Origin of the sequence: Shewanella eurypsychrophilus, from assembly GCF_007004545.3 — a bacterium.
In the GTDB taxonomy this organism is placed as follows: domain Bacteria; phylum Pseudomonadota; class Gammaproteobacteria; order Enterobacterales; family Shewanellaceae; genus Shewanella; species Shewanella eurypsychrophilus.
On sequence record NZ_CP045503.2, the window covers coordinates 5,044,489 to 5,070,766 of the forward strand.

The window sequence follows — 26,278 nt, forward strand, 5'->3', positions numbered from 1 at the left end:
TAGGAGGGGCTTTAGCCCCGAGGTTCAAGGATTCATCCTCTCCCGGCTAAAGCCGGTCCTACAACTCAACATCTTCTTAGCCCTACCAGCACAGCATCTTCTTTTTTCCAGACATAAAAAAACACCGCCTAATAAATTAGTGCGGTGTTTTCTTTTAAAGCTATCCCCTTAATGCCAAAGCATTAAGTCATTCGCTTTAAACTAATGTATTAGTCTTCTGCAACAACAGAAATCTTAACAATAGCTTTAACTTCTGAGTGAACCTGAACTTCAACTTCGAATTCACCAGTAGTACGCAATGCGCCTAATGAAAGACGAACTTCGCTCTTAGCAAGTTCAACACCAGCAGCCGTAACTGCATCAGCGATGTCACGGTTACCAATTGAACCGAACAGCTTGCCTTCGTCACCAGCTTTAGAAGCGATAACAACAGACTCAAGAGCGTTGAGTTTCTCAGCGCGCTCGTTTGCAGCAGTAAGGGTCGCAGCTAACTTAGCTTCTAGCTCAGCACGACGTGCTTCAAAAACTTCAGTGTTAGCAGTATTAGCAACAACTGCTTTACCCTGTGGCAGAAGGTAGTTACGTGCGTAACCAGACTTAACTGCAACTTGGTCACCAAGATTTCCTAGGTTAGCAATTTTATCAAGTAAAATAACGTTCATTATTAATTCCTCTAAATGGTTGCGCTATTACTGATGTAGATCAGTATAAGGCAGTAGAGAAAGATAACGAGCACGCTTGATAGCGCGAGCTAGTTGACGTTGATATTTAGCATTTGTACCTGTGATACGACTAGGAACAATTTTGCCACTTTCAGTAACATAATTCTTCAGAGTAACGATATCTTTGTAATCAATCTCAATTACACCTTCTGCAGTAAAACGGCAGAACTTGCGACGACGGAAATAACGTGCCATGTGACAGTCTCCTAAGTTTTCAATTCGACATTTTCAGCGTGGACAACTAAACGGTTCTGGCCATTTCGACTCTGCTGGAGAGCGATAAAGCCTTGCACCTCGATATCCACACCAATTTTCAGCTTATCTGTCGCGCTTTCAAAGCGCTCACCACTAAATATCACTTGTATCTGACAGTATACGTTTCTCAGCATATCAGCTTCGAAACACTGGGATTTGTGTTCCAACATCACCACACAATGTGCGATACCTGCTGGGCTTTTAAAGCTTCTGGAACGCGTAATGGTTCCCGATAACACCAAGTGATTGGTGGCCACAGAAAAACTTACTCAGCTGCTTTTTCAGCGGCTTCTTTAACTTCAGCAGGTGCTTCTTTAGCTTCAACAGGCGCACTACGACGCTCGCCTTCGCTTGAACGACGTGAATCACGTTCGTCTTTAGCTTTAGCCATAGGAGATGCTTCAGTGATAGCAGCTTTAGTACGCATAACCATGTTACGCAATACAGCATCGTTGAAACGGAAAGCTGTCTCAAGTTCTTCAACCGACTCAGCAGATGCTTCTACGTTCATAAGAACATAGTGAGCTTTATGCAGTTCGATTATTGGGTAAGCCAGTTGACGACGGCCCCAATCTTCTAAACGATGAATTTGACCGCCAGCTTGGGTAATGATACCCGTGTAACGCTCAATCATACTAGGTACTTGTTCACTCTGATCAGGGTGAACCAAAAATACGATTTCATAATGACGCATATTTTTGCTCCTTACGGTTATCTAGCCTCGTTGTTGGCTCAGTCAAACCAAATAGAGGCAAGGAACTAATTAAAGTGACTGATTTAAGCCGCAAGATACTACACAAATCCGAATCTGAATTCAAGCAGTATCGACAGTTTTTGTCACGCTATGCGCTAACACTAATGTCTCTAGTTACATTCGCTCAGGACAAAGTACATTAAGCAGAGCCATTAGCCCGGCTCATTAATCGTCTCAGACTTATTACTGTGATAAATATGACAACAGATATTCGAATTTGTATCGTCATATTCACTTTACCGAGCGTCTACACAATAGGTATGATGCTAGCTTGCCACCATTGATCCTCATCACATTAAAATAATAGTAAGAATAAAATAATGTTTAGAGTTTTATCTGCCCTACTTTTATCAGCTCCTCTTTCAGCCTGGGCCTTAGTTCCACCTGACTATCAAGAGCTACCGAGTGATTTCACTGCTGAAATAGAAGCGGGCTTGCAACTCAATACCGGTAATACTGAATCCAGTAGCTTTAACGGTAGAACCAAACTTGTCTATGATACGGAGCAGTTTAGACAGGAAGGGACCTTTAAGCTCTATTACGCAGCCGATAATGAAAACACCACGGCCGAAAAATATGATGTGCAGTTGCAGTCCAGTTATAAACTAAACAATGATTTTTCATGGCTTGACGATGGCTACATATTTGGTCGAGGTGACTTCACCCTTGACCGCTTCGGTAGTTATACTCAAATATCTACGATTTCTACGGGTTATGGTTTCGATGCCGTATCAAATAGTGATACTAAACTCAGCTTAGAAATCGGTCCGGGTTACCGATATAACATGCCCATCGAAACAGAATCAGAGCCAGACCCTGCGCCCAATAAAGATATCATTATCCGTACCGCGGCCAAGTTTGAACAGAAATTACAAGAGTACACCAGCCTCAACGCCGACCTCACCGCGGAAGTAGGCGAAGACAACAGCACCCTCACATTAGATATGAACTACAAGAACACCCTCTTCCAAGACTGGGCCTTCAAGATAGGCGTCAACATCAAGTACACAGACGTGGTACCCGAAGGCACCGAGCAAACAGACACCATAACGACATTCAACTTACTGTATACGTTCCAGTAGAAGGTTCGAGGCCCTAGGTTAGAGAAACTAGGATTGAGGCTCAAAGAAGAGTCGTAAGCGATAAGTTTTAAGCTGTAAGTTTATAAAAACAAGCGGCTTTACTCTTCCCTATAGACTTTCTATGGCACGCCCAACATATAGCTCTTCAACGAGACATCATCGAGTTGAGCTTGTCGGATTACAAGTTGCTGAAATATCTTTTATGGGTTCATCTGGCTGGCTTGGTATTTGGTTAGTTGATTAAATACCAAAGCTTCATTGGTATTTATTGCTTGCAGCAGGCTTTAGTGCAAACGCTTCTGTGACACGCTGTAGACCCATCCCTGGGCGCTCTGCCGTGACATCCCTGTCACGGAAGGTCGCAGCTGCGTTTACACCTGAGTGTTTATCACTTCGATTTAAGCTTAAAATTTGCCTCTAACTCAATTCAGGACATACATGCACTGACCTGTCTGATAACCATTTATTGAAATGTTTTTTATTGGTTCATTAGGCTAGTTTTGTTATCAGGCAGCGACCTGCCAACCATCACTTCATAATTATCTATCACCCGCCGTGGGCTTAAGTGCAAACACTTCAGTGACACGCCGCAAGCACAATCCCCGTGGGCTCTACCGTGACATCCCTGTCACGGAAGGTCATAGCCGCGTTTACACCTGAATGTACTTAGTACTACAACACGTACACCCAAAGGGTTACGCCGCCGGGTGCGGGATTACAGCGAGGCAATGCCAGAAAACTACAGCACCGCATCCAGCTTGTGTTGGCCATCTCAGGCCATTTATTATGTTAGTTTTACATGGATAATTCTTTAACCACTTGAAATACTGGGTAATCCTCTAATAAATCTTGCACAAGAATATCACAATGAAAAGTATTACCATGATAGTAGAATTGGATATTCATTTCTTGTACTGCTTTCCATGATCCTGCAGTTCTTGCATCTCTCTTTATTTGTGCTTGAAAGTCTGTATTATTCTTGAATGTTCCTCCGTGAAGGTTGCCCATACTGTCAGTTTTGACGGAGTGTAATTCAACTTGATATTTAAATCCTGATTTTAAAGTTAACTCACCATCTGTGATCATATTATTCCCTATTGATTATTCTATTAATTAGTTTCGACTTGTAGTTATTTCATAATTGGTAAGGCTGCCCCATATCGCCGCAAACACTAGCGCGTAAGCTGGCGGTGTTTTTGCAGGCTTTTTTTAGCAAAAAACGCGACAGCCATAATATGTCCAGTACGTTGTTATCTTATGTGGTCAAACGATACAATTTTGATTTACAACACAATGTATATACCGCGACTTACCTTATTGAAAATATGGTAGTTACCCGAAAAAGGATCTTCATTGCTATGGTTATCACAAAAGTCACTCGGTAAAATACTGCCTTCAGGAATTTCAGGATATAGCCCCTGAACAGTAGTTATGATTGTTTTTGTTGTAATTCTTTCACCGGATTTGAAACTACGCTTAATCGCATCTGATATTTTGTCTTTTCTTTCCATAAATTCCACCTCTTAAATTATTGATAATTCCCAAAACTGAACAGCCACATCACGCCGTAAACAACAGCGCATAGGTTTGACGGTATTTTGCTGCGTTTTGTTTTAGCAAAAACAAGGACAAGCCGTAATGCATATGATTGATTTGTTTTGTTATATTTTTTCTGCTGTCATTTCTTTGTGACCACAAGCATTGCAACTAAGAACCATTTTTTCGGTATTGTCATGAGCAAATAACTCATAATCCATACTTTTACATTCAGGGCATTTAGGCTCATCATCAAAACCAAGATATTTTAAAAACAAATTTTGTATCACCGATACAGCAGAACAAGTAAATAGTAAGCAAATTTTAGCGTCAGGAATATTTTTGTTCGGTGAATGCACAACCTCAGACGAATGATCCCAAGCACCCTCAACTAAATCTCGACAGCGCTTTCGTAGCTTGCTATTACTTTTCCCGGGGGCATAAAGACTAATAACAGCCTTGGAAATCCCTTTAAAGTCAGCTGTTTTCAAATCGCTTTCTTTGAGAATATCTGGGTTATCTTGAGCTAACACTCCTGCTAACTCGATTAGACTTTCCCTACATGTTAAACCAATTGACTGAATGTCTTCTGGTCCCGACACATTATTTAGTTCAAGTGCGGCATTATTCAGCCTACGGCTAATAGATTTAATATGCTCAATATCAAGGGGAACTTCATCAATTACATGTTTAAAATCCTGATGATGTTGTGCTTGTCGTCTCTGCGTTATCCCCAAATGAAATGAATATGCCTCATCAGCAGAAAAATAAAACTCATTTTGAGTGTATAAATTCATGGGAACAGCTTCGCCTTCAACAACCCACCAATTACCATCGTTAGTTTTTATGTTCCAAACGTAGATTTCAATTCCGAGTTCATCAAAAGTCTGCTCAACTTGCATATATTTGATGCCATTAACATCATTGCCAGCTAAATATGATTCTATTCTTTGTTCTACATCGATTCGATATTCTGGTGTCATCTTAACCTTGTATGATTGAATGGATTAAAAATATAACGTCTTATTCAATAACAGCACAATAGCGCTCTTGGCTGCTTGTTAACTTAGGTAAAATCTACCACCTATAACTCATTGCTGCAAAAGTATTATTTCCCACTTCGTGAAGAAAAAAGGATAAAGGGGTCGGAGCGAATAAGGTCAAATTGTCTTATAGATCAACTAGTATAGATGCTGCTAGTTTCCAAGCAGGGACATTTTTGCAGAGCCTATAGGGATTGTACTCTTATGAAATCAAGAGCCAGCGGCTCGCAGAACCTTCTCAACTGAAAGAGTGCACATAAGGTCGTCCTTAGGAATCCTGCCTCCACGACATTGGTACATCTGACCTATAGGGATATAGGAAATGTCTTATGTATGTCTGGAACATACAAGACCCTGCACTGCACCGCCGCAGGCTATAAGTAACATTGAAAGTACGACCTTAATGATCAACCAAATGCCTATATTGCCTAGACCCAACAACAGAAAATGTATTCAAACTTACTCTTTGCAAGGGCTGTAGATTCCCGCCCACAAGCATTGCGGGAATGACAAATGTTGGACTGCGTTCCATCACAACAAAGACTAAATCGAAGAGATAGATAAACGGGTGTAGGTGCGGCTGCGAGCTTCCAAAACAGGGATGTTTTGGTAGAGCCCACATGGAAGTGTTCACGGCGTCTTGCAGAAGTATCTGCACATAAGCCCGCTGCAAGCGATAGATAACAATGAAGCTGAAAATTACAAACACACTATCCAATACCAACTTAGCCATAAACTAAACCATCAAGTGACAATAATCAGATACAAAAATGCCGATGAGGTCTAAACCACATCGGCATTCAATAACTCTGACTAACACCAGCTAGCCAAAGAAAATTAACCTAGTCGAATTCGCGACTATAGACGTTGTCTTACAGCTTCGAACATGCAAATTCCGCTGGCAACGGAGACGTTCAGGCTTGAAACCGATCCTGACATAGGAATCGATGCAATCGAATCACAACCTTCACGGGTTAAACGACGCAGACCTTTATCTTCGGCGCCCATAGCGATAGCCAGTGGACCTTTAAGATCTGTCTTGTATAAGTCGCTATCGGCTTCACCCGCTGCACCAACGATCCAGAGTCCTTTATCTTGTAGGCTCTTCATGGTGCGTGCTAAGTTGGTCACCTGAAACAAAGGCACCACTTCTGCCGCGCCACAAGCCACTTTACTCACCGTTGGCGTTAGACCAACTGAGTTATCACGAGGTACGATAACACCGTGTACACCTGCAGCATCTGCATTACGTAGGCAAGCGCCTAAGTTATGTGGGTCGGTAACACCATCTAAGATTAAAAAGAAAGGCGTTTCCGTCTTCTCTACTAGCTTATCAATCAGTGTCGATAGATCATTATCATTGAGCTGCTTAACGGCTTTTACACGGGCTAACACACCTTGGTGTTGTCCATTGTCAGCTTTCTCATCAAGGACTTTTCGCGCTGATGTTTGCACTGAAATTCCGTACTCAGCAGCTACCAGAAGTAGACTAGCTAATCTTTGATCATCACGGCCAGCCTGCACCCACATTTCGATCACTCGCTCCGGACTATGCTTGAGTACCGCTTCAACAGCGTGAATTCCGAAGGTGATATCTTGTTTTTTCATCTATTTCAGTCTCTATTACTTGCTTGCTTTAGCTTTACGCTTAGCTGGGTTTTTCTTTACCGAAGCCTTTTTTGCTGAAGACTTTTTAGCCTTCGACTTCTTAGCCGCCGTTTTTGTTTTAGTGCCGGACTTCTTAGCCCCATCACTGGTACTTGCTTTACCGGACCCAAAGCTCTTATCACCAGAGTCTTTGCCCGCCGCAGCTTTCGAACGAGAACCACGTCGTTTAGGCTTATCGCTCTTATCAGCTTTGCCTCGCTTAGCGCCTTCTGCATTGACTCGCTCTCTGGCGGTCATCGGCTTCTTGCCTCGGCTAGGACGCTTAGACTTAGCGTCATCACCTTCCATCATAAGATCGATTTGGCGATCATCTAAGTTTACACCGGCAACCTTAACCGTTATCGCATCACCAAGCTGATAAATTTGACCGGATGTCTCTCCAACCAAACGCTGACGCATATTATCATACTGGAAATAGTCACTGCCTAAGCTTGAGATATGCACTAAGCCATCGATAAATAGCTTGTCCAAGCGAACAAACATACCAAAGTGTGTCACTGACGCTATAACAGCCTCAAACGTGTCACCCACATGGTCTTGCATAAATTCACATTTGAGCCAATCACTCACATCACGGGTCGCCTCATCGGCACGGCGCTCAGTGGTAGAACACTCGACACCAAGAAGATCTAACTCTTCTAGCTGATAGTTATAACCACCATCCGTTGTCCATTTCTCTTTCCCCTCTCCCTTCTCTTTCGCTAACAAGTAGCGAATAACCCGGTGCAGGATCAGATCTGGGTAACGACGAATAGGCGAGGTAAAGTGAGAGTATGCCTCGAGTGCTAAACCAAAGTGACCTTCATTATCCGGCGTATAAGTTGCCTGACGCATAGAGCGCAGCAACATAATCTGAATCAACTCTGCGTCGGGTCTATCGGCAATCTGCTCCATCACAGCTTGGTAATCTTTAGGCGTCGGCTCAAGCCCACCCTCTATCGTTAAGCCGCGCTCTTTAAGGAAGTCCTTAAAGTTAGTCAGCTTCTGCTCTGATGGTGCCTCATGGACACGGTACAGTACTTCGCCTTTATGCTTCTTAACAAACTTAGCCGAGGCCACGTTGGCCAAAATCATACACTCTTCGATGATCTTATGAGCCTGATTACGATTGCGCGGTATTATGCTGTCGATCTTCCGATCATCATTGAAAACAAACTGAGTTTCAGTGGTTTCAAATGCAATGGCACCACGCTCGGCGCGAGTTTCATCTAGAGTAAGATACAGAGATTGCAACGTCTGCAGATGCGGGAATATTGGCTTAAGCTTATCGCTCACCTCACCGCCTTCAAGCATATCGGCAACCTGGGTATAAGTCAGACGCGCATGAGAATGCATAACAGCCGAATAGAATTTATATCCTGACAGCTTGCCCGCAGCAGAAATGGTCATTTCTGCCACCATACATAAGCGGTCAACCTCTGGCATCAAAGAACATAATCCATTAGAGATCTTCTCTGGCAGCATAGGGATCACTTGCGATGGGAAATAAACTGAATTTCCTCGACTACGTGCTTCCTTATCTAAAGCAGATTCGGTGCGCACATAATGGCTCACATCGGCAATCGCTACCCAAAGACGCCAGCCACCGCTCTTCTTCGATTCAGCATAAACGGCATCATCGAAATCTCGGGCATCTTCGCCATCTATGGTGACAAGAGGCAGATGACGTAAGTCGACACGGTCCACTTTGTCTGCTTCGGTCACTTCATCAGGAATAGCGCGCAGCTTCTTCTCAATTAAACTCGACCAGGTATGTGGCAGATCGTAATTACGCAGGGCAATTTCGATCTCCATGCCTGGAGCGAGTTGTTTACCTAGAACTTCGGTGACTTTACCTGCGGCCTTCACATAGCGGCCCGGACGACGGGTCAATTCGAGTACCACGACATCACCCTGGCGAGCACCATTACGGTCCTCATCGGCAATGAGTATCTCTTGACCTATGCGCCTGTCATCGGCAATGACGAAAGCCATGCCAGAATCTAAATGGAAACGCCCCACTAAAGCAGCGGCTCTCTGTTCAACTAAACGAACGATACGCGCTTCACGTCGGCCTTTACGGTCAACGCCGGCTTTTTGAGCCAGCACCTTATCACCGTGGAAATACATCAACATGTCACGGTTATTGATAAAGAGGTCATCGCCTCCCTCTTCCAGCTTCAAGAAGCCGAAACCATCTCTGTGACCTATGATAGTCCCAGTCAGTAGGTCCATGCGTTCAGGTAAGCCATAGGCTTGACCACGGGTAAATACCAGCTGCCCATCTCTCTCCATGGCACGTAAACGTCTGCGTAGCGCTTCGAGGTGTTCTTCACTTTCGAGTTTTAACGCCGTTGCGATTCGTTCACGGTTAAGAGGAGATTTTTCGGATCGCAAGTACTCTAAAATAAACTCGCGGCTTGGAATGGGGTTTTCGTATGTGTCTTGTTCACGCTTTAAATGCGGATCTTTGATCATTCAATATCTCAAATTTCTACCCGGTATATTCCGGGCCATACCAATTACTTACATATAAAAGGTATTATTTATCGGGATCTCAGGTGCTCCTGTTTTGCCCTAGCAACTGCGCTGGGCGGCATTTTCTGCTCTAGCACCTTCAATAATTCTAAGGCTTTCTCTTTTGTAGCCTCATCACTAAATACATCGTTATATAGCCAGTGGTAACCCATCTCAAAATCTCTGGGGCTACCATAGCCTTCACCAAATAGTCTTACTAACATCATACGAGACGGCAGGTCGCCATTGGCTGCCGCAGGCATGACAAACTGAATTGCTCTTTCACGATCTTGTATCACAAATTGTCCATCGTGATAATATTCCGCGATCCTCAGCATTGCTTCGGCGCTCCCTTGCTCTGCAGAGTCTCTCAATAAAGAGATCCCTCTTGGCGGGTTCGCCTTGACGCAAATACCATGGTTAAGCATTTCGGCCCACAAGTATTGATACAGAGGCTGCTTTAGCACCTCAGCTCTTGCTTCAACATCTTGCACAAGCTGGCAATCGTCACCACGAACTCGGGTTAAATATTGCTTAGTCCTGATCAGCTCAATTAACTGCTCCTGACTATATATATCGACGGCCTGAGTCTCAGCCCTAGTCATTGTAGGACTTAAGGCCACTATCGATAGCAATAGTAAACCTAGCGTAGTTTTCGATGTAATTTTTAGCACTTCTTGTAACATGAGCTCTCTCGCGAAAAAATCATAAATATAAGTAGTGATCAGACAAAATATTCGACTATCAGCTGACTGAGTGAATAACTTGTCTCATCAATACTCCCCTACTAACTATACATAATAGGTCATCGGCACCATGATGTTTTTCTTGAGCATTTGCTTCAACCTAAGCAAGTCTATTTAAACCTTCGCTTATGTCAATAAAAAGGCCGCTATATGCGGCCTCAATCTATTAACTAAACGGATTCACCAGAATCATGGTCTCGTTTCTATCGGGACCCGTAGAGATAATATCAATTGGCGTTTCTAACAAGTCTTCCAGACGCTTAATGTAGTTCAATGCCGCTTGTGGCAATTGCTCTATAGAAGTCGCACCGAAAGTTGTTTCACTCCAGCCTGGCATTGTTTCCAGTACCGGTGTCACCTTCTCGTAGCCTTCGGCTGCAAGTGGAGTCACTGTCGCTACAGTTCCATCTGGATACTGGTAACCGACACAGATCTTAACTTCTTTCAGACCATCTAGCACATCTAGCTTGGTCAGACAGAAACCGCTTACGCTGTTGATCTGTACTGCACGCTTCATTGCAACGACATCTAACCAACCTGGACGACGCTTACGACCTGTAGTCGCACCAAATTCGTGACCCTTAGTACCTAAGTAGTCACCAATTTCACAATCAAGCTCAGTTGGGAATGGTCCAGCTCCGACGCGAGTCGTGTAAGCCTTCATAATACCCAATACATAATCGAGATGACGTGGGCCAAATCCAGAACCTGTAGCAACACCACCTGCGGTAGTATTAGAAGAGGTTACAAATGGATAAGTACCATGGTCGATATCGAGTAATGTACCCTGCGCGCCTTCAAACAGAATTGGCTCACCCGCTTTACGAGCGGTATCAAGCAATTCAGTCACGTCAGTACACATACTCTTAAGGTAATCAGCGATTGCCAAAGCATCTTTCAATGTCTTTTCATAATCCACAGCTTCGCACTTGTAGTACTCAGTCAACATGAAGTTGTGATAACCCATCACTTCTTTTAGTTTCTCTGCGAAAAGCTCTGCATCAAACAGATCACCGACACGAAGACCACGGCGTGAAACCTTGTCTTCATAAGCAGGACCAATACCACGACCCGTAGTACCAATAGCATTATTACCACGCGCTTTTTCACGGGCAACATCTAGAGCACAATGGAAAGGAAGGATGAGTGGACACGCTTCGGAGATTAATAGACGTTCCTCTACAGGAACTCCACGCCCTTTAAGCATGTTGATCTCAGTCATCAGAGCGTCAGGTGCTAGCACCACGCCATTACCGATAATGCATTTTACATTATCACGTAAGATCCCTGATGGAATAAGATGAAGAACGGTTTTGTCACCATCGATAACGAGTGTGTGACCCGCATTGTGGCCACCTTGATATCGAACGACATATTTTGCCTGTTCGGTAAGTAGATCGACTATCTTACCCTTTCCTTCGTCACCCCATTGGGTGCCGAGAACTACGACGTTTTTGCCCATTATTTGCTGCACGGTAGTGGTTAAAACGGGATTTTAGCAGATCTATAGGGGCTATAGGCAAGTAATTTATGAAAAAATAATCAACAAAACAACTCCAGCGGTCACTAATGCACCACCTAAACGTTGTAGAAGTTGCTGATTTTGATTCGAAATTTCCTTTAAATATGCTTTCCAGCGATTAGGAAATAACAGTGGTCCGATCCCTTCGATAATAAGCACTATCCCTAGTGCAATCATGATTAGCTGTAGAGACATAATTTAGAATTCCGAGTAGCGTACAGTAAATAGTATTTGCTTAAGGTTAGATTAACAAAGTGATGCTTTCTCTGGGTACGTTTTGATTGAACAATATCAATTATAATAAATTTTAGACAATAAAAAACCCAGCAAAAGCTGGGTTTTTTGAGTTCTCGATAGCGAAAATTAACGCTTTGAGAATTGTGGCTTCTTACGTGATTTACGTAGACCAACTTTCTTACGCTCAACTTTACGAGCATCACGGGTAACGAAACCAGCGGCACGAAGAGAAGGACGTAGAGCTTCATCAAGCTCCAACAATGCACGGGTAATACCGTGACGAATTGCACCTGCTTGGCCAGTGATACCACCGCCCTTTACAGTTACATAGATATCTAGTTTTTCAGTCATTTCAACTAGCTCTAGTGGTTGACGAACAACCATACGAGCAGTTTCACGACCAAAATACTTATCTAGTGGAAGTTGATTGACAATTATGTTGCCAGTTCCTGCTTTCGCGAATACGCGTGCAGTAGATGTTTTTCGACGGCCAGTGCCGTAGTACTGAGTTGCAGCCATTTGCTTAATCCTGTTTAGATATCAAGAACTTGAGGTTGTTGTGCAGCGTGGTTATGTTCTGTACCAGCGTAAACTTTAAGTTTACGGAACATGGCACGTCCTAAAGGACCTTTAGGTAACATACCCTTAACCGCTTTCTCGATAATCATTTCAGGCTTATGAGCCTGCAGCTTTTCAAAGGTGATCTGCTTGATGCCACCGATGAAACCCGAATGCGAGTAGTACACTTTGCCTTTCGCTTTATTACCAGTAACAGTAACTTTCTCAGCGTTGATAACGATGATGTAGTCGCCGGTATCGACATGAGGTGTATACTCTGGCTTATGCTTACCACGTAAACGTGAAGCAATTTCAGTAGCGATACGACCCAAAGTTTTACCTTCGGCGTCAACAACAAACCACTCGCGAGTGACTGTCTCTGGTGTAGCAGTAAAAGTAGTCTTCATTTTACAAAAACCCAATGTTAAAATTCTGTCTCAAATGCTTTACCAAGTATTGGTAAAAACACAAATAGTGCCATTCCCCGCCCCTTCGAGCAAAGAATTAGGCTTTACAACTTCCATCTAATTGATGGAGTAACGAGGGCAGGTGGCGGATTATAGACAAAGATGAGCTAAAAATCACCTAATTTTTGATCTAAATAAACAGAGTTTTCGAATATCTCTTAATCTAGGTCCACAATCCATATCTTTATGGCTTTAAGGAAGGTGTTCTAACGCGAGATAATCATGGGACTGCATCTCGGTAAGCCGTGAACGACAACGTCTGAACTCGAAACTCAATAAGCCTTGGGTATAGATATCTTCTAGAGACACTTCCGCCGAAATAATCAATTTGACATTACGCTCGTAAAACTCATCAACCATAGCCAAGAAACGTCTGGCAATATCATCACCAGTTTCCTTATCGCCCATCTGCTTAACACCGCTGAGTAATACCGTGTGATAGAGACAGGCCAACTCCATATAATCTCTTTGGCTTCTAGGGCCATCGCACAGCGCAAGAAAATCCAGCAACAATACGCCCTGAGCCTGTTTGCGTATATTAATGTCACGTCCGTCAATATCGATATCATCAGTTGAGACTTCTGACTCTGGCGCCAACTTAGCAAAATACGTGAGTAAATTGCTGTCCGCCTTAACATCTAAAGGGAAGTGATAGATCTCCGCTTGCTCCAGAGTACGTAGGCGATAATCGATTCCTGAGTCCACATTGAGGATTTGACAATGTTGATTAATCAGAGCAATAGCTGGCAGAAAACGGGCTCGCTGTAAGCCGTTACGATAGAGTTCATCGGGAATGATGTTAGAGGTCGCGACTAAGGCAACCCCCTCTTTGAATAAAGCTTGGAACAAGGTACCGAGTAACATGGCATCGGTAATGTCCGACACAAAAAACTCATCGAAACAGATCACCTGATACTTACCAGCCATCTGCTTGGCGATGATCAACAGAGGATCCCTCTGCCCTTTCAAGTTATCGAGATCGATATGAACTTGATGCATAAAACGATGAAAGTGTGCCCTGAGTTTTCTCTCACCAGGCAGTGCGTCATAAAAGGTATCCATCAGATATGTCTTACCGCGGCCCACTCCGCCCCACAAATATAAGCCCTGCACACTTTGCTCTTTGGCGCCTAACATAGAAAACAGTTTTTTCAGCGGGCTCGGCTTACTATTAATAAGCTGGATCTCATCAAACACACGTTGCAAACTTTTTACCGCTTGCTCCTGCGCCGGATCATGTGAAAAGTCTGCTCGAGTCAAGTCTTGCTGGTAATGTTGCCACGGAGTTAGCTGGGACACGTAAAATTATCTCTTTTATGCTTAAATGAACGGCTAGATGGTATCATGCCAGCAGTAAATATTTATTCGAATTTTTAGTTCCTGATGTAAAGGAGTTTTATATGGAATGGCCCTTAGTCATTGCGACATTTATTCTTGGTATTGTATTAGGCTATGTCGGTAGAACGATTATCTCCCGTAACCATGAATCTAACGGTAAAGGAAAAGTCTTAGAACAAACAAAATTAGAGCTGAGTCAGCATAAGCAGGAAGTGACCGACCATTTCGAGCTGCATCATAAACAACTTGCTGAATTTACCGAGCAGTTAAGCAAGATCAATAAACAATGGAATGATGCCGCGAATACCTTAGCACCAAAAAGCAAGGCTAAGCCTCTGCCGACGTTAACAAGTCAGGCAAGCATTCAAGAGAGCGATAATACGCAAACTGACGAACTCGATAGTGAAAGCGTCATCATAGTGAATCAAAACAATTAACCTTTGTTAATAAAATGAACTTTCATCTTTAATCCCTTGTCGGATTCAGTAATAAAAGCTCACTCGCTATACCGATTGGTATCAGCCTTGATATAGATAAATACATCCCTATATCTATAAGTGATCCCATTGAATCCGATATTGGAGCTATCAATAGATGAAAACCAAATTAAGCCTACTCTCAGCAGCCTTACTTACTGCATCACTCTCTTTGGCACCTAGCCTATCTCAAGCTGCAATACCTATGGCTGTCGAGGGTCAAACCGTGCCCAGCCTAGCGCCTATGCTTGAACGAACCACTCCTGCTGTTGTTGCAGTGGCTGTAACGGGTACCCATGTATCAAAACAGAAGGTACCCGATGCCTTTCGTTATTTCTTTGGTCCTAATGCCCCACAAGAACAAGTGCAGGAACGTCCATTTAGAGGACTAGGTTCTGGCGTTATTATCGATGCAGAGAAAGGCTATATCGTCACCAACAACCATGTGATTGAAGGCGCTGACGAAATTCTTATTGGCCTTCACGACGGCCGCGAAGTCGAAGCTAAGTTAATCGGCACAGATCCAGAGTCTGATATCGCACTGCTGCAGATAAAAGCCGATAAACTAGTGGCACTCAAACGCGCAGATTCAGATGAGTTAAGAGTCGGTGACTTTGCCGTCGCTATTGGTAATCCTTTCGGTCTAGGGCAAACGGTGACTTCTGGCATTGTTAGTGCCATGGGTCGCTCGGGTCTAGGCATAGAGATGTTAGAGAACTTCATTCAAACCGATGCGGCAATCAATAGTGGTAACTCAGGTGGCGCTCTGGTCAACCTTAATGGTGACCTAATCGGTATCAATACCGCCATTGTCGCCCCAGGCGGCGGTAACGTAGGCATAGGTTTTGCTATCCCTGCCAATATGGTCAACAACCTAGTCGATCAGATCATCGAACATGGTGAAGTCCGCCGCGGCGTTCTCGGTGTTTCCGGACGCGACTTGACTAATGAACTGGCACAAGGCTTTGGTCTAGATACTCAACATGGCGGTTTTGTCGATCAGGTGATGACAGATAGCGCCGCCGATAAAGCCGGCATTCAAGCTGGTGATATTATCGTCAGCGTCAATGGCCGTAATATCAAGAGTTTCCAGGAGTTACGTGCAAAAGTTGCCACCATGGGAGCTGGAGCAAAAGTTGAATTTGGCTTAATTCGTGATGGTGATAAAGAAACGGTAACTGCCGTACTTGGCGAAGCGAGTCAAACAACAGAAACAGCTGCTGGAGCCATACATCCAATGCTAGCGGGTGCAGCGCTTGAAAACAGAAATTCTGGCGTTGAGCTCACCGATATTGCACAAAACTCTCCGGCGGCTGCGAGTGGTCTACAGAAAGGCGATCTCATCGTCGGCGTAAACCGCTCAGAGGTGAGCGATCTGAAATCACTCAAGACTATATTAGCCGATCAACAAGGAGCGGTAGCCTTGAAGATAAAGCGTGGCAAGACCAACTTATATCTTGTCTTAAGATAAAGCCTAAGCATTAGGGTCATTCTCTACTCGTTATATTCAATAGAGTATATCGAGTGAGGAGCAGATCAATAAAACGTGATTTTTATTGATATTCCTTGCTTTCGATTAGCTTCAAGCTTATTAACTGCAAACATGTTAATCTAGCATCACTTTTTTATTAACACTCTCTGACATGACCCTCAAAGACACTCTTTTATATCTCGGTAAAGCCGTCACTTTCGGTTTAGTAATGGCCGCAGTCTTTCTGATAGTGACTCCAATGATTTCAGGTAATGGTCAGAATAATCTATTTTTTCAAAAGCGCGGTGATAGTGGCTTAGAATTGTCCTTTTCTAAAGCAGTTAGACGCGCGGCTCCCGCAGTAGTCAATATTTACAGTTTGAGCATAAATCGTAATCAGCCGCTCAACTCAGGTTCACTACAAGGCCTTGGTTCTGGTGTTATTATGAGCGGTCAAGGCTATATATTGACGAACTATCACGTCGTTAAAAGGGCTGACGAAATTGTTGTCGCACTGCAAGACGGTCGAAAGTTTACCTCTGAAGTTGTCGGTACAGACCCGGTTACCGATCTCGCCGTATTAAAGATCGAAGGTGATAGCTTACCGATAGTCCCAATCAACCTTGCAGTACCAGCTCAAGTGGGTGATGTTGTTTTAGCCATTGGTAATCCCTATAACCTAGGCCAAACGATTACTCAAGGCATCATCAGTGCCACGGGACGTAATGGCTTGAGTTCAGGCTATTTAGATTTTCTGCAAACGGATGCTGCGATTAATGCGGGTAATTCTGGTGGCGCACTGATCGATACCAGTGGTCAGCTTATCGGCATAAATACCGCGGCATTCCAAGTCGGTGGTGAAGGTGGTGGACACGGTATTAATTTCGCGATTCCCATCAAACTCGCTCACAGCATCATGGGTAAGTTGATTAAAGATGGCCGAGTTATCCGTGGTGCTCTAGGGATCAGTGGTGAGCCTATTAGCCCTGTGATGGCGCAGATCTTAAACCTTCCAGATCTCACTGGTGTTGTGATCACTGATATAGACCCTAACGGCCCGGCAGCACAAGCTCAACTGCAACCAAGAGACGTTATCACCAAGTATGAAGATGAAGTCGTACCTGGTGTGGAAATGCTGATGGATAGAATAGCCGAAACACCGCCAGGAAAGCAGATAACGATGAGGATTATTCGCAAAGGTAATCCATATGATGTTCCTGTCACTATTGGTGAAAATAGTAATAATGTCGAGTAAAGCATAATAAGAAAAGCCAGCATTCGCTGGCTTTTTTGTTAACTCTTTATCTACTCAGCTCTTCCCTTGTCTGACTTACCCATATAATCATAAAGTCCAATCCAGAAGCCCAACTCCAGCACCATACCAAGCCCAATAAAAACAGCTAGCCCAGATGCAACAAGCGATTGGTATCATTATAAAAAGAAGCATTAACCCTAGCCTTTTAAGTTCCCCCTTCATCTCCATATCTATCACTCTATAAACTTACTGACTTACTGACTTACTGACTTATGACTTAACTATAAAAAAAGCCACCCCGATAATAAATTGGAGTGGCTTGAGGGGGTATGGAGCTAAATTAACAGACTAATTATAGTTATAGTCGTAATTATAATGAGCTTAATTATGTATCTTAGGTAGTGCTGCGGCTCTGTCAGTAAAGTCTGCATGACAGTTACCACAAGTGAACTCTGCAGTTGCCCAAGGCATTTGGAACTTACCGTCTTCAGTGAACTGCTTCGCTGCAGGGTCTAGGTCGATAGTGAACAAGTGAGACTTCACATCACCAAATACCACATCAGCTCCACCTTGTCTTGGCGCAGTCTTAACGGCACTCTTAGCCAATTTAGGCATATGACAGTCGGTACATACTGCTGCGGCATGTGGAGCTGCTGCATGAGTATTCTGAGCAAACTCTTTCTCACCAAGACCACTGGCATTGTGACAGTCAGTACATGCTTTTACTGCTCCAGTATGTAGACCATCGGCACTATCTTGATTCACTGTAGACTTGTGTGAATCATGACAAGAGGTACACGTCATGCCACTCTTAGGACCTATTTCGTCACCCGCTTTATAAGTACCATGATCTTCAGGAACAACTCCTAACATCTCATCGCCAGTTTGGTGGTGCTTTGATAACCTGCTGCTAGAGATGATACGGCCGCCAACTTTACTGCCGTTAGGGAATGCTTCGTTATAATGGCTAACAAATAATGGGTAATCTTTCTCACCATCACGAGTGTGACATTCGGCACAAGTAACAGCCTTACCATAAGCCATATCTTCAGCTAAGAAATCTTCCGTTGTACGCGCTGTAGCAATTTTAACTATGTTGTCTTTAGAAGGAGACTTAACATGGAAGCTACCCGCACCATGACAAGATTCACACTGAACACCTTGCTCTGCAAAGGTACCATTCATGCCTGGAAGGTCATCTTGGCGATCTGGGTTACGGGTATCGCCACCGGCGACATCAGTAGTGCGCTTCCAACCCGTTGTATGACAGTTACCACAACTATATTTGTAATCGAACTCAGTTGCCTTGTAATCACCCATCACATCGGCATCAGCTGGGTGATTATCAGGAATATTGAGCTCACCTTCCGCATTACGGATATTATATTGAACATTTTTACCAGTAACTATGTAACCATCAGCATCTAACCAGCGCATCTTCCAATGGTAACCACCGACAGTGTATGTAACTTCGTCATAACTGGTTGGTACACCTAAAGTATTGTTCGCTTCTGCATCGACTAATAGATCGATAGCACCTGTAATAGTGGCTTCAGGAGTGTATGGGAATGCAGGCTGCTCATTTCCCGGGTTTTTCATAATTTTGAAATTGTGACCCGTTTTAGCAAATGTTTCATGCTTACCACTATGGCACGTTGCACAAGCCGCCGAGCCGACATATGCGAGTACTTCAGGCTCGGGAATAACAGCGGCTTCAACCATCACAGTGACTTCACCCGTTGCCTCATCCGTGCCATCGGTGATGGTATAATTAAACTTCACTTCACCAGCAGTTGCACCAGCTGTGAAGTCAATTTTTCCAGCGTTAATAACGGCGCTATCTGAGTCAACAGATACAATGGTTAGGGCATCACCATCTGCATCGGTATCATTGGCTAATACATCTATGGTCACAACTTCTGATACTGTTACTGTAGCGGAGTCAGCAACAACAACTGGGGCATTATTTACTGGGGGTTCAGGTGTTGGAGTGGTGTCATCATTATCACTACCACAGGCTACCAACATGGTGATCATGCTGGCAAGCACTAGCTTTTTATAGGGAATTTGTACGTTCATAGGTTCATCCTCACTTGGCTTTTTTGATATCGCCAACATTGCAGGGAGGGCGATTAATATGTCTCTTTGGACATGTAGCCAGTATTGAGGAGTTACCCCTAAAGGAATAGATAAGCGGAGTTCACAACCTGATTGAAGTTGTGAACAATAGTTATCAGAAACTATCTATCAGACTGTTTATTAAGAATAAATAAAGTCTACGACAAGTTGTGATGTTGTAAAACAAATTGGCCTGTATTTGTCAAAATGTAGATCTTTCTCTCATTTTGCATAACCAGACCCGCTTTTTTAAGCTGGCGCAGATGAAAATTAAACTTAGTATGATCTTCTACTCCAACCAAACGGCACAGGTCCATAAATTTCAACTCTTTATGGCAACCCAGCGATTTCAATGTTTCACGTCGTAGCGGATTAGCTAACGCGGCATAGACGCTATCAGAGTCAATATCAGAGCTCGATTTCAGTAATTGCTTTTCAGCGATACTACGCCGTATGGTCATCACAAGATCGACGCTCTTAAACGGCTTAGTCAGCACACTGTCAGCCCCTTTCTTCATCGCATCAACCGCGGTGTCTACGGTGGCATAGGCAGTGACAATCACCACAGCCATAAAGGGATTTTCTTGCCTTAGGTTAGAAATGGCCTCGACACCTGTCATTCCGGACATGACTAGATCCATTAAAGCGATATCGAAAGAGTGTTTTTTGCAGACTGCAATGGCTTCCTCTGCACAGGGTACCGCAATCACATCGAAACCTTCAAGCTCGAGAATATCGACCATATTCATCCGAAGATCTTTATCATCCTCTGCAATTAAGACCTTAGTCATGGAGCAAACCTCTGTTATAAAATGTCATAGATACCTTAGTACCCTCACCTAATGTACTTTCAATATTCATCTTGCCCTGATGAGCGCTCAAAATTTGCTCACAAATTGCTAAGCCAAGCCCCGTCCCTTGCCCGATTGACTTGGTCGAATAAAATAGCTCAGTCGCTCGCTCTAAGGCTTTATTGTCCATTCCTTCACCCCAATCTCTGATTGAGAGGTAGAGATTGTCAGCCCCACCATGGGCAGTAATTTCAATATTTCCGCCAGATTCTGTCGCATCCATTGCATTATTGATCAGGTTTATCATCAACTCTTCGAGCTTAACCTTATGGCCATACAGGATTAACTCAGACCCACAGTTAATACTTAAATGGTAAGCTTTCGCTTTATGTGCAAGTAACTGAATTGCGCCATCGATAACTTGTTGAACCGACACAACCTCAGCCTTACCTTCATTAGGTCTGGCATACGTCAGTAACTCCTTACTGATCTCAGAGGCACGGTCAATTCCAAGGCGGGCTCTATCTAGGTACTCAACTAATGCCAGATTTTCCGCAGGCAGCTTACGTTCAAGCAGATCTAAGGCAAGATTAGAAGAGGCGAGTGGATTGTTGATCTCATGGGCTACACCCATGGCTAGGTGGCCAATGGCTTTATACTTATCAGCTTCAATGGCTCGCTTCAGCTTTGCCTCTGTAGCCAACTCCTTCTCAAGATCAAAAACTTTCAGTGCCCTATGTATGGTAAATAAAATTAAACCTGCTGCCAAAGTCCGCAGAACGGGCACACTATGGTGAAAATCGGTAGGTACTAGCCCCGACAAGATCCCATAAACCAATAGGCCTACGCCTGTTGCAACAAAGTAATGGCCATATTCATGATCAGCCTGTTGCAGCTGATATCCATAAAGAGAGATACCGATAGCCGCCAATGAAGCACTACCAAAGCCCAGCAACCAACGGGTATACAGGGCGGCTTCACTAAAGGTATCGGCAGATAGATAATATCCACTGGAGAAGAAAAACATCCCTAAGGTATAGATAATCACTATCACAGCAATTACCAACTGACCGAGCTTGGCACCAAGCCTATCGCTAATACCAAACAGCAACCATGCAAAAATCATTAAACCTGCATAGGAAAGTGAGAGTTTTATCAACCTTAACCACTGTATAAGAGTCTCATAATCTGGATAGATCTCATCGCTAAACAAGATGACATAAAGCTCTGACCACTCATGGAAGGCATGGGAGAAACTAAACAGTGCTAGCGCCCATAGAATCGGAGATATAGACAACTGGCTATATTTAAAATTTCGAAACACGACAACACAGCCTATAGAGAAAAATACCAGGCCATAAAATAGATAAATGTTAAATGTGATGAATGTCGGCATGAGCGGAAACTACCACTTTTGGCTAGATAGCTTGTTGATCTAGGCAACAAATGGACCACTGAGTCTCTGTGCATGTCACAGATATCAAAATAATCACTCACTCATGGTCCGCACGATGCTGGGGGAGCTAGCGCTTCCACAATACATTCACTAGAGCCCCGATCATAATAATGCTACCACCCACCCAACTTACAACAAGAAGGCGAGTTGCAGCGTTATCTACATCAGGAATAGGACAGCTTAATTCACTTGCTGTAACATTGATTAAAGTTAGCTACCGCTTCCACAATACATTCACTAGAGCCCCGATCATAATAATGCTACCGCCCACCCAACTAACAGAAAGAAGGCGAGTTGCAGCGTTATCTACATCAGGAATAGGTCAGCTTAATTCACTTGCTGTAACATTGATTAAAGTTAGCTACCACTTCCACAATACATTCACTAGAGCCCCGATCATAATAATGCTATCACCCACCCAGCTAACAACAAGAAGGCGAGTTGCAGCGTTATCAACATTAGGAATAGGTCAGCTTAATTCGCTTCGTATACATTAACTAAAGGCTAACTAGCGTTTCCACAATACATTCACTAGTGCTCCGAGCATGATGATGCTACCACCCACCCAACTCCAAATAGAGGGGAGTTCGCTAAAGATTATCCAGCCAAACAACATAGCAAAAATCACCTGAACATAGGCATATCCAGCAGCTTTTCCTGCAGACTCTGACTGCATCGCCTTGGTGAGCCCTATCTGACCGGCTTGGGTAAACACCCCCACAAAGAGCAGTAATAATAAGCCTTCAAAATTTGGCATAACAAAATCACTGCCTAATAGAAAGACTGACAAGGGTAAGGCTATGAGTGGAAAATAGAGAATAATAACCGAGGTATCTTCTACGTTGCTCAGCCTACGTACAATGACATAGGCGATAGAGCTACCCAGTGCCCCTAGTAAAGCGATGCCGATACTCGCCCAAGGAAGTGCAGCTTGCTGATCGACGCCTAACCCCGGCAGCACCATCACTAAAAGCCCTAAAATACTGAGCATGATACAGACTTTAGTTGAGTGCAGTACTCGCTCTCCCAGAAAGATAAAAGCCAGTAGCGCAGTAAACATTGGGTGTAGATACTGAAGTAAAGTAGCCTCAGCTAAAGGGAGAGTGATCACTGAATAGTAGACACAAAATAGTGCTAGAGTCCCTACAGTTCCTCGAGCTAAAAGTAGCTTCCTATTATGACCCCACATTGAGATCCCTTTGCGCTTAACATCAATATAGCTAAGCCCCAATGAGACCAACGCCCTAGCAGCAATAATCTCTAATACTGGAATACCATGAGCGCTGACGAGCTTGACGCAAGCCGACATTAAAGAGAAAGCGAGTGCCGACAGCAACATAAAGCGGACACTCAAAGGGATTTGAGAAAGGATAGCTGCGTTCATTAAGACTACTTGGTGAGGAAAATGAGGGCGATAATAACCTAAGAGACACGCTAACACCTAGTCACGTTACTGTTTGACCAAGCAGTCGGTGGTGTCGTGAATTTCTATTTCACACTTGAAGCTGTGGTCGCTGTTTTAATTTTTTTGCGGCCTTACGGCCGAGGTGGATCGCAGGGTTCCACTCTGCACTGACCAGATACTTATATGGAATGGTATAAGACAGTTAACAATCGAACTCAAGAAGTAACTGCACTGATTTAAGCCCAAACAAAAAAACCACCTCTGAGTTCTTCAGAAGTGGTTTTCAATAACAGTGGTAAAGCTACTGTTGAAGTTGGCTAATTTAGCTTACACGAACAACTTGTCCGCCAAGGCCCTTGAACTTCTCTTCTATATGCTCATAACCACGATCTAGATGGTAGATGCGATCGACAATGGTTGTACCATCTGCCACTAAACCTGCAATAACCAAACTGGCTGAGGCTCTAAGATCCGTTGCCATCACTTGAGCACCTTTGAGTCGCTCAATCCCTTGAATGATACAGGTATTACCTTCAAGTTCCATGTTAGCCCCCATACGAATAAGCTCTGGAACGTGCATGAAACGATTCTCAAAGATGGTTTCAGTGATCGTTGAAGTGCCTTCGGCTAACACATTCAGCAAACAAAACTGCGCCTGCATATCAGTAGGGAAACCTGGGTAGGGAACCGTTTTGATATTGACAGCTTTAGGCCGCTTGCCTTGCATATCTAGCTCAACCCAATCATCACCTGTAGTGATGTTAGCTCCAGCATCCTCAAGTTTAGCAAGCACAGCCTCAAGCGTTGATGGCTCAGCATTGACACAACGGATCTTGCCACGAGTCACAGCTGCTGCAACTAAGAAACTGCCGGTTTCGATTCTGTCTGGCATCACACGGTAGTGACATCCCTGCAGAGATTCGACACCTTGAATGCGAATTGAGTCGGTGCCAGCACCTTCAATTTTAGCTCCCATGGCAATCAGGCAGTTTGCTAAATCAATCACTTCTGGCTCACGTGCCGCATTCTCTATGATGGTCTCGCCATCTGCAAGTGATGCAGCCATCAACAAGTTTTCAGTCGCGCCAACACTGATCATATCCATAAAGATATGAGCGCCTTTTAAACGACCATCAACACGAGCCTTAATGTAGCCCTCTTCAACCTCAATCTTAGCGCCCATCTGCTCTAAGCCATGAAGATGTAGATTTACCGGACGCGCGCCGATTGCACAGCCGCCAGGTAATGACACATCCGCCGTACCAAAACGAGCGAGTAACGGACCAAGTATAAGGATTGATGCGCGCATGGTTTTAACTAGATCATAAGGAGCACAAAAATGGTCCAAAGATGTAGTTGAAATACGAACTTCACTATTATCATTACGAGTGACTTCTGCACCAAGACAACGCAGTAACTCACAGCTTGTATTTACATCTCTTAGGTTAGGCACATTACTGACAACAAAGTCAGTCTCAGCCAATACACCCGCCATTAAAATTGGCAGGGCTGCATTTTTAGCACCTGAGATCACCACTTCACCAGCTAGTGCTTCACTAGCCTGAATTTTTAATTTATCCAATTTAGATCTCAGCTTACATGTTGAAAACTTTTTCACGCTTCCATTGAGTCGGCGTAAAAGCATTGATAGTTAGGGCGTGAAGTTCACCACTGGTGATGCGATCCATCAGCGGACCATAAATAGTTTGCTGCTGCTTTACGCGCCCCATACCTTCGAAACATTCACCGATAGCAACAATCTTATAATGTGTACCAGCTTGGGTAACATGCACTTCTTCTAACGAGAGGGCTTGTAAAAGTAGCTGCTCTATCTCTTTTAGCTTCTCAGCTTCATTATTCGCTTGTTCTGTTTCATTGTTGTCCATGGATCTATTTACCTTGTTTTGCTTCTTCAATGAAGAAGAGTTCTAAGTCATATAATGCTATTAATTTCGATAATTGAATCGATGCCGAGGAAAGTGTCAACACTCTCCCCTGTTTTTTCGCTAGAGAAATCAGTTCTAATAAAAACGCAATCCCAGCACTATCGCTGTAAGTGAGCCCGGATAGGTCTAGCACCTTAGCGCCTTTATCTACAAGCCGCTTTCTTTCATCCCACAGCTTAACAACCTCTTGTTGAGAAAGGCTGCCAGTAATACGGCATATTGCTCCGTCACAGAGAAAGTCGGCCACTTAAACCTTTGTCCCTTGAGCCTTCGAACTGATGTGCCCTTTCGTTCGCTGCTCCAACTCTAAAATTACCGAGTCTATGCCTTTTTGGCGAATAAGATTTGAAATTTCTGAACTTTTTGACGCTAATAAACTCACGCCTTCGGCCACAAGGTCAAATGCCTTCCAGCTATTATCTTTAAGACGACGAACCTTAAAAGCCAGCTTAATCGGCGGACGCCCCGCCTCAAAAATTTCGATGTTCACATTGACCATTTTCTCCTGAGAAAAATCTTTAGCCGGAGAAAATTTAACTTGTTGATCTGTGTACTCAGTAAATGCCTGAGCATAGGTAGAAACTAAATAACCTTGGAACGCTTTTACAAAACGCTGCCTTTGTTCTTTGGTTGTCGCTTTAAGATGCGTGCCCATCACCTTGTATGAGGCGTACTTATAATCAATATAGGGCATCAACTCATCCGAGACTATCACCTTAAGGTGGTCAGGATTAGCCTTAATTATGTCAACATCCTGATGAAATCTGGCAAAAGTATTGTTAGCAACCGCTTCAACCATATCATAGGGATCCATGGTGTTAACCTCGGACTCTTCGCCGTGAGCGAACCAACTAAAAGCCACCAAAGTAAGTAGAACAGTATTCTTGAAAATGCGATTAAATAAACTCATTGTTAATCCTTGAGGCTATCAAACAA

28 protein-coding genes are annotated in these 26,278 nt (G+C 43.8%); 5 read left to right on the plus strand and 23 right to left on the minus strand.

Annotation, left to right across the window (positions count from 1 at the left end; genetic code table 11):
• Window positions 1-209: 209 nt before the first annotated feature.
• From rplI to rpsF, 4 genes are read right to left on the minus strand one after another with little or no spacing between them, the layout of a single operon-like run.
• Window positions 210-662, minus strand: a complete 453-nt coding sequence (rplI, locus tag FM038_RS21570; RefSeq protein WP_142873908.1) for a 50S ribosomal protein L9 — start codon at window positions 660-662, stop codon at window positions 210-212.
• Between the two features lie 27 nt (window positions 663-689).
• Window positions 690-917, minus strand: coding sequence for a 30S ribosomal protein S18 (gene rpsR, locus FM038_RS21575; RefSeq protein WP_142873907.1), 228 nt, complete (start codon window positions 915-917; stop codon window positions 690-692).
• Between the two features lie 11 nt (window positions 918-928).
• Window positions 929-1,234, minus strand: a complete 306-nt coding sequence (gene priB / locus FM038_RS21580) for a primosomal replication protein N (RefSeq protein WP_142873906.1) — start codon at window positions 1,232-1,234, stop codon at window positions 929-931.
• Window positions 1,235-1,242: 8 nt separating this feature from the next.
• Entirely contained in the window at window positions 1,243-1,671 is a 429-nt protein-coding gene (gene rpsF, locus FM038_RS21585; protein ID WP_142873905.1) for a 30S ribosomal protein S6, read from the minus strand.
• Between the two features lie 380 nt (window positions 1,672-2,051).
• Here rpsF and FM038_RS21590 point away from each other — a divergent pair, with 380 nt between their 5' ends.
• Window positions 2,052-2,813, plus strand: coding sequence for a DUF481 domain-containing protein (locus FM038_RS21590; protein WP_142873904.1), 762 nt, complete (start codon window positions 2,052-2,054; stop codon window positions 2,811-2,813).
• 121 nt (window positions 2,814-2,934) lie between these two features.
• Window positions 2,935-3,057 carry a hypothetical protein gene (locus tag FM038_RS25340; protein ID WP_272877519.1) on the plus strand — a complete coding sequence of 41 codons (123 nt, stop codon included), beginning with the start codon at window positions 2,935-2,937 and terminating at the stop codon, window positions 3,055-3,057.
• A 551-nt stretch (window positions 3,058-3,608) separates the two neighbouring features.
• Here the strand turns inward: FM038_RS25340 and FM038_RS21595 are convergent.
• From FM038_RS21595 to zapE, 11 genes are all read right to left on the minus strand, one after another.
• Window positions 3,609-3,899 (minus strand): hypothetical protein, encoded by a 291-nt coding sequence (locus tag FM038_RS21595; protein WP_142873903.1) that lies wholly within the window; start codon window positions 3,897-3,899, stop codon window positions 3,609-3,611.
• Window positions 3,900-4,096: 197 nt separating this feature from the next.
• Window positions 4,097-4,324 (minus strand): DUF7669 domain-containing protein, encoded by a 228-nt coding sequence (locus tag FM038_RS21600; protein ID WP_142873902.1) that lies wholly within the window; start codon window positions 4,322-4,324, stop codon window positions 4,097-4,099.
• A 150-nt stretch (window positions 4,325-4,474) separates the two neighbouring features.
• Complete coding sequence (locus FM038_RS21605; protein ID WP_142873901.1) at window positions 4,475-5,332, minus strand: hypothetical protein; 858 nt, start codon at window positions 5,330-5,332, stop codon at window positions 4,475-4,477.
• Between the two features lie 918 nt (window positions 5,333-6,250).
• Entirely contained in the window at window positions 6,251-7,000 is a 750-nt protein-coding gene (gene rlmB, locus FM038_RS21610; protein WP_142873900.1) for a 23S rRNA (guanosine(2251)-2'-O)-methyltransferase RlmB, read from the minus strand.
• 15 nt (window positions 7,001-7,015) lie between these two features.
• Window positions 7,016-9,517 (minus strand): ribonuclease R, encoded by a 2,502-nt coding sequence (gene rnr, locus FM038_RS21615; RefSeq protein WP_142873899.1) that lies wholly within the window; start codon window positions 9,515-9,517, stop codon window positions 7,016-7,018.
• Window positions 9,518-9,585: 68 nt separating this feature from the next.
• Window positions 9,586-10,242: a tetratricopeptide repeat protein gene (locus FM038_RS21620; RefSeq protein ID WP_142873898.1), complete on the minus strand. Its 657-nt coding sequence runs from the start codon at window positions 10,240-10,242 to the stop codon at window positions 9,586-9,588.
• 226 nt (window positions 10,243-10,468) lie between these two features.
• Window positions 10,469-11,764, minus strand: a complete 1,296-nt coding sequence (locus FM038_RS21625) for an adenylosuccinate synthase (protein ID WP_142873897.1) — start codon at window positions 11,762-11,764, stop codon at window positions 10,469-10,471.
• 66 nt (window positions 11,765-11,830) lie between these two features.
• Complete coding sequence (locus FM038_RS21630) at window positions 11,831-12,019, minus strand: DUF2065 domain-containing protein (RefSeq protein WP_142873896.1); 189 nt, start codon at window positions 12,017-12,019, stop codon at window positions 11,831-11,833.
• Window positions 12,020-12,187: 168 nt separating this feature from the next.
• Window positions 12,188-12,580 (minus strand): 30S ribosomal protein S9, encoded by a 393-nt coding sequence (gene rpsI, locus FM038_RS21635; protein WP_142873895.1) that lies wholly within the window; start codon window positions 12,578-12,580, stop codon window positions 12,188-12,190.
• 14 nt (window positions 12,581-12,594) lie between these two features.
• Complete coding sequence (rplM, locus tag FM038_RS21640; RefSeq protein ID WP_013049718.1) at window positions 12,595-13,026, minus strand: 50S ribosomal protein L13; 432 nt, start codon at window positions 13,024-13,026, stop codon at window positions 12,595-12,597.
• Window positions 13,027-13,278: 252 nt separating this feature from the next.
• Entirely contained in the window at window positions 13,279-14,385 is a 1,107-nt protein-coding gene (zapE, locus tag FM038_RS21645) for a cell division protein ZapE (RefSeq protein ID WP_142873894.1), read from the minus strand.
• Between the two features lie 101 nt (window positions 14,386-14,486).
• Between zapE and FM038_RS21650 the strand changes: the two genes are divergently transcribed.
• The 3 genes from FM038_RS21650 (at window position 14,487) to degS (ending at window position 17,626) form a co-directional block, all read left to right on the plus strand.
• Window positions 14,487-14,861 (plus strand): ZapG family protein, encoded by a 375-nt coding sequence (locus tag FM038_RS21650; RefSeq protein ID WP_142873893.1) that lies wholly within the window; start codon window positions 14,487-14,489, stop codon window positions 14,859-14,861.
• Between the two features lie 157 nt (window positions 14,862-15,018).
• Complete coding sequence (gene degQ / locus FM038_RS21655; protein ID WP_142873892.1) at window positions 15,019-16,371, plus strand: Do family serine endopeptidase DegQ; 1,353 nt, start codon at window positions 15,019-15,021, stop codon at window positions 16,369-16,371.
• Window positions 16,372-16,543: 172 nt separating this feature from the next.
• On the plus strand, window positions 16,544-17,626 hold the full coding sequence (gene degS / locus FM038_RS21660) for an outer membrane-stress sensor serine endopeptidase DegS (RefSeq protein ID WP_142873891.1): 1,083 nt from the start codon (window positions 16,544-16,546) through the stop codon (window positions 17,624-17,626).
• 381 nt (window positions 17,627-18,007) lie between these two features.
• On the opposite strand, the gene FM038_RS21665 is transcribed toward degS, so the two are convergent.
• The 8 genes from FM038_RS21665 to FM038_RS21700 form a co-directional block, all read right to left on the minus strand.
• Window positions 18,008-19,705: an Ig-like domain-containing protein gene (locus tag FM038_RS21665; protein WP_142873890.1), complete on the minus strand. Its 1,698-nt coding sequence runs from the start codon at window positions 19,703-19,705 to the stop codon at window positions 18,008-18,010.
• A 197-nt stretch (window positions 19,706-19,902) separates the two neighbouring features.
• On the minus strand, window positions 19,903-20,535 hold the full coding sequence (locus FM038_RS21670; RefSeq protein ID WP_142873889.1) for a response regulator: 633 nt from the start codon (window positions 20,533-20,535) through the stop codon (window positions 19,903-19,905).
• Window positions 20,528-21,931, minus strand: a complete 1,404-nt coding sequence (locus tag FM038_RS21675; RefSeq protein WP_142873888.1) for a sensor histidine kinase — start codon at window positions 21,929-21,931, stop codon at window positions 20,528-20,530. Before FM038_RS21675 ends, FM038_RS21670 begins: the two co-directional genes overlap by 8 nt.
• Before the next feature lie 568 nt (window positions 21,932-22,499).
• The gene (locus tag FM038_RS21680) at window positions 22,500-23,375 is read right to left on the minus strand and encodes a DMT family transporter (RefSeq protein ID WP_185965831.1); all 876 of its coding nucleotides are present in this window, start codon (window positions 23,373-23,375) and stop codon (window positions 22,500-22,502) included.
• A gap of 343 nt (window positions 23,376-23,718) precedes the next feature.
• Window positions 23,719-24,978 carry a UDP-N-acetylglucosamine 1-carboxyvinyltransferase gene (gene murA / locus FM038_RS21685; protein ID WP_142873887.1) on the minus strand — a complete coding sequence of 420 codons (1,260 nt, stop codon included), beginning with the start codon at window positions 24,976-24,978 and terminating at the stop codon, window positions 23,719-23,721.
• Window positions 24,979-24,991: 13 nt separating this feature from the next.
• Complete coding sequence (locus FM038_RS21690; protein ID WP_142873886.1) at window positions 24,992-25,282, minus strand: BolA family protein; 291 nt, start codon at window positions 25,280-25,282, stop codon at window positions 24,992-24,994.
• Window positions 25,283-25,286: 4 nt separating this feature from the next.
• Complete coding sequence (locus FM038_RS21695) at window positions 25,287-25,589, minus strand: STAS domain-containing protein (RefSeq protein WP_142873885.1); 303 nt, start codon at window positions 25,587-25,589, stop codon at window positions 25,287-25,289.
• Entirely contained in the window at window positions 25,590-26,252 is a 663-nt protein-coding gene (locus FM038_RS21700) for an MlaC/ttg2D family ABC transporter substrate-binding protein (RefSeq protein WP_142873884.1), read from the minus strand.
• Window positions 26,253-26,278 lie beyond the last annotated feature (26 nt).

Coding starts and splice junctions, on each gene's coding strand:
- rplI (WP_142873908.1), bottom strand. CDS start 662: ATGAACGTTATTTTACTTGATAAAATTGCTAACCTAGGAAATCTTGGT.
- rpsR (WP_142873907.1), bottom strand. CDS start 917: ATGGCACGTTATTTCCGTCGTCGCAAGTTCTGCCGTTTTACTGCAGAA.
- rpsF (WP_142873905.1), bottom strand. CDS start 1,671: ATGCGTCATTATGAAATCGTATTTTTGGTTCACCCTGATCAGAGTGAA.
- FM038_RS21590 (WP_142873904.1), top strand. CDS start 2,052: ATGTTTAGAGTTTTATCTGCCCTACTTTTATCAGCTCCTCTTTCAGCC.
- FM038_RS25340 (WP_272877519.1), top strand. CDS start 2,935: ATGGCACGCCCAACATATAGCTCTTCAACGAGACATCATCGAGTTGAG.
- FM038_RS21595 (WP_142873903.1), bottom strand. CDS start 3,899: ATGATCACAGATGGTGAGTTAACTTTAAAATCAGGATTTAAATATCAA.
- FM038_RS21600 (WP_142873902.1), bottom strand. CDS start 4,324: ATGGAAAGAAAAGACAAAATATCAGATGCGATTAAGCGTAGTTTCAAA.
- FM038_RS21605 (WP_142873901.1), bottom strand. CDS start 5,332: ATGACACCAGAATATCGAATCGATGTAGAACAAAGAATAGAATCATAT.
- rlmB (WP_142873900.1), bottom strand. CDS start 7,000: ATGAAAAAACAAGATATCACCTTCGGAATTCACGCTGTTGAAGCGGTA.
- rnr (WP_142873899.1), bottom strand. CDS start 9,517: ATGATCAAAGATCCGCATTTAAAGCGTGAACAAGACACATACGAAAAC.
- FM038_RS21620 (WP_142873898.1), bottom strand. CDS start 10,242: ATGTTACAAGAAGTGCTAAAAATTACATCGAAAACTACGCTAGGTTTA.
- FM038_RS21625 (WP_142873897.1), bottom strand. CDS start 11,764: ATGGGCAAAAACGTCGTAGTTCTCGGCACCCAATGGGGTGACGAAGGA.
- FM038_RS21630 (WP_142873896.1), bottom strand. CDS start 12,019: ATGTCTCTACAGCTAATCATGATTGCACTAGGGATAGTGCTTATTATC.
- rpsI (WP_142873895.1), bottom strand. CDS start 12,580: ATGGCTGCAACTCAGTACTACGGCACTGGCCGTCGAAAAACATCTACT.
- rplM (WP_013049718.1), bottom strand. CDS start 13,026: ATGAAGACTACTTTTACTGCTACACCAGAGACAGTCACTCGCGAGTGG.
- FM038_RS21650 (WP_142873893.1), top strand. CDS start 14,487: ATGGAATGGCCCTTAGTCATTGCGACATTTATTCTTGGTATTGTATTA.
- degQ (WP_142873892.1), top strand. CDS start 15,019: ATGAAAACCAAATTAAGCCTACTCTCAGCAGCCTTACTTACTGCATCA.
- degS (WP_142873891.1), top strand. CDS start 16,544: ATGACCCTCAAAGACACTCTTTTATATCTCGGTAAAGCCGTCACTTTC.
- FM038_RS21665 (WP_142873890.1), bottom strand. CDS start 19,705: ATGAACGTACAAATTCCCTATAAAAAGCTAGTGCTTGCCAGCATGATC.
- FM038_RS21670 (WP_142873889.1), bottom strand. CDS start 20,535: ATGACTAAGGTCTTAATTGCAGAGGATGATAAAGATCTTCGGATGAAT.
- FM038_RS21675 (WP_142873888.1), bottom strand. CDS start 21,931: ATGCCGACATTCATCACATTTAACATTTATCTATTTTATGGCCTGGTA.
- FM038_RS21680 (WP_185965831.1), bottom strand. CDS start 23,375: ATGAACGCAGCTATCCTTTCTCAAATCCCTTTGAGTGTCCGCTTTATG.
- FM038_RS21690 (WP_142873886.1), bottom strand. CDS start 25,282: ATGGACAACAATGAAACAGAACAAGCGAATAATGAAGCTGAGAAGCTA.
- FM038_RS21700 (WP_142873884.1), bottom strand. CDS start 26,252: ATGAGTTTATTTAATCGCATTTTCAAGAATACTGTTCTACTTACTTTG.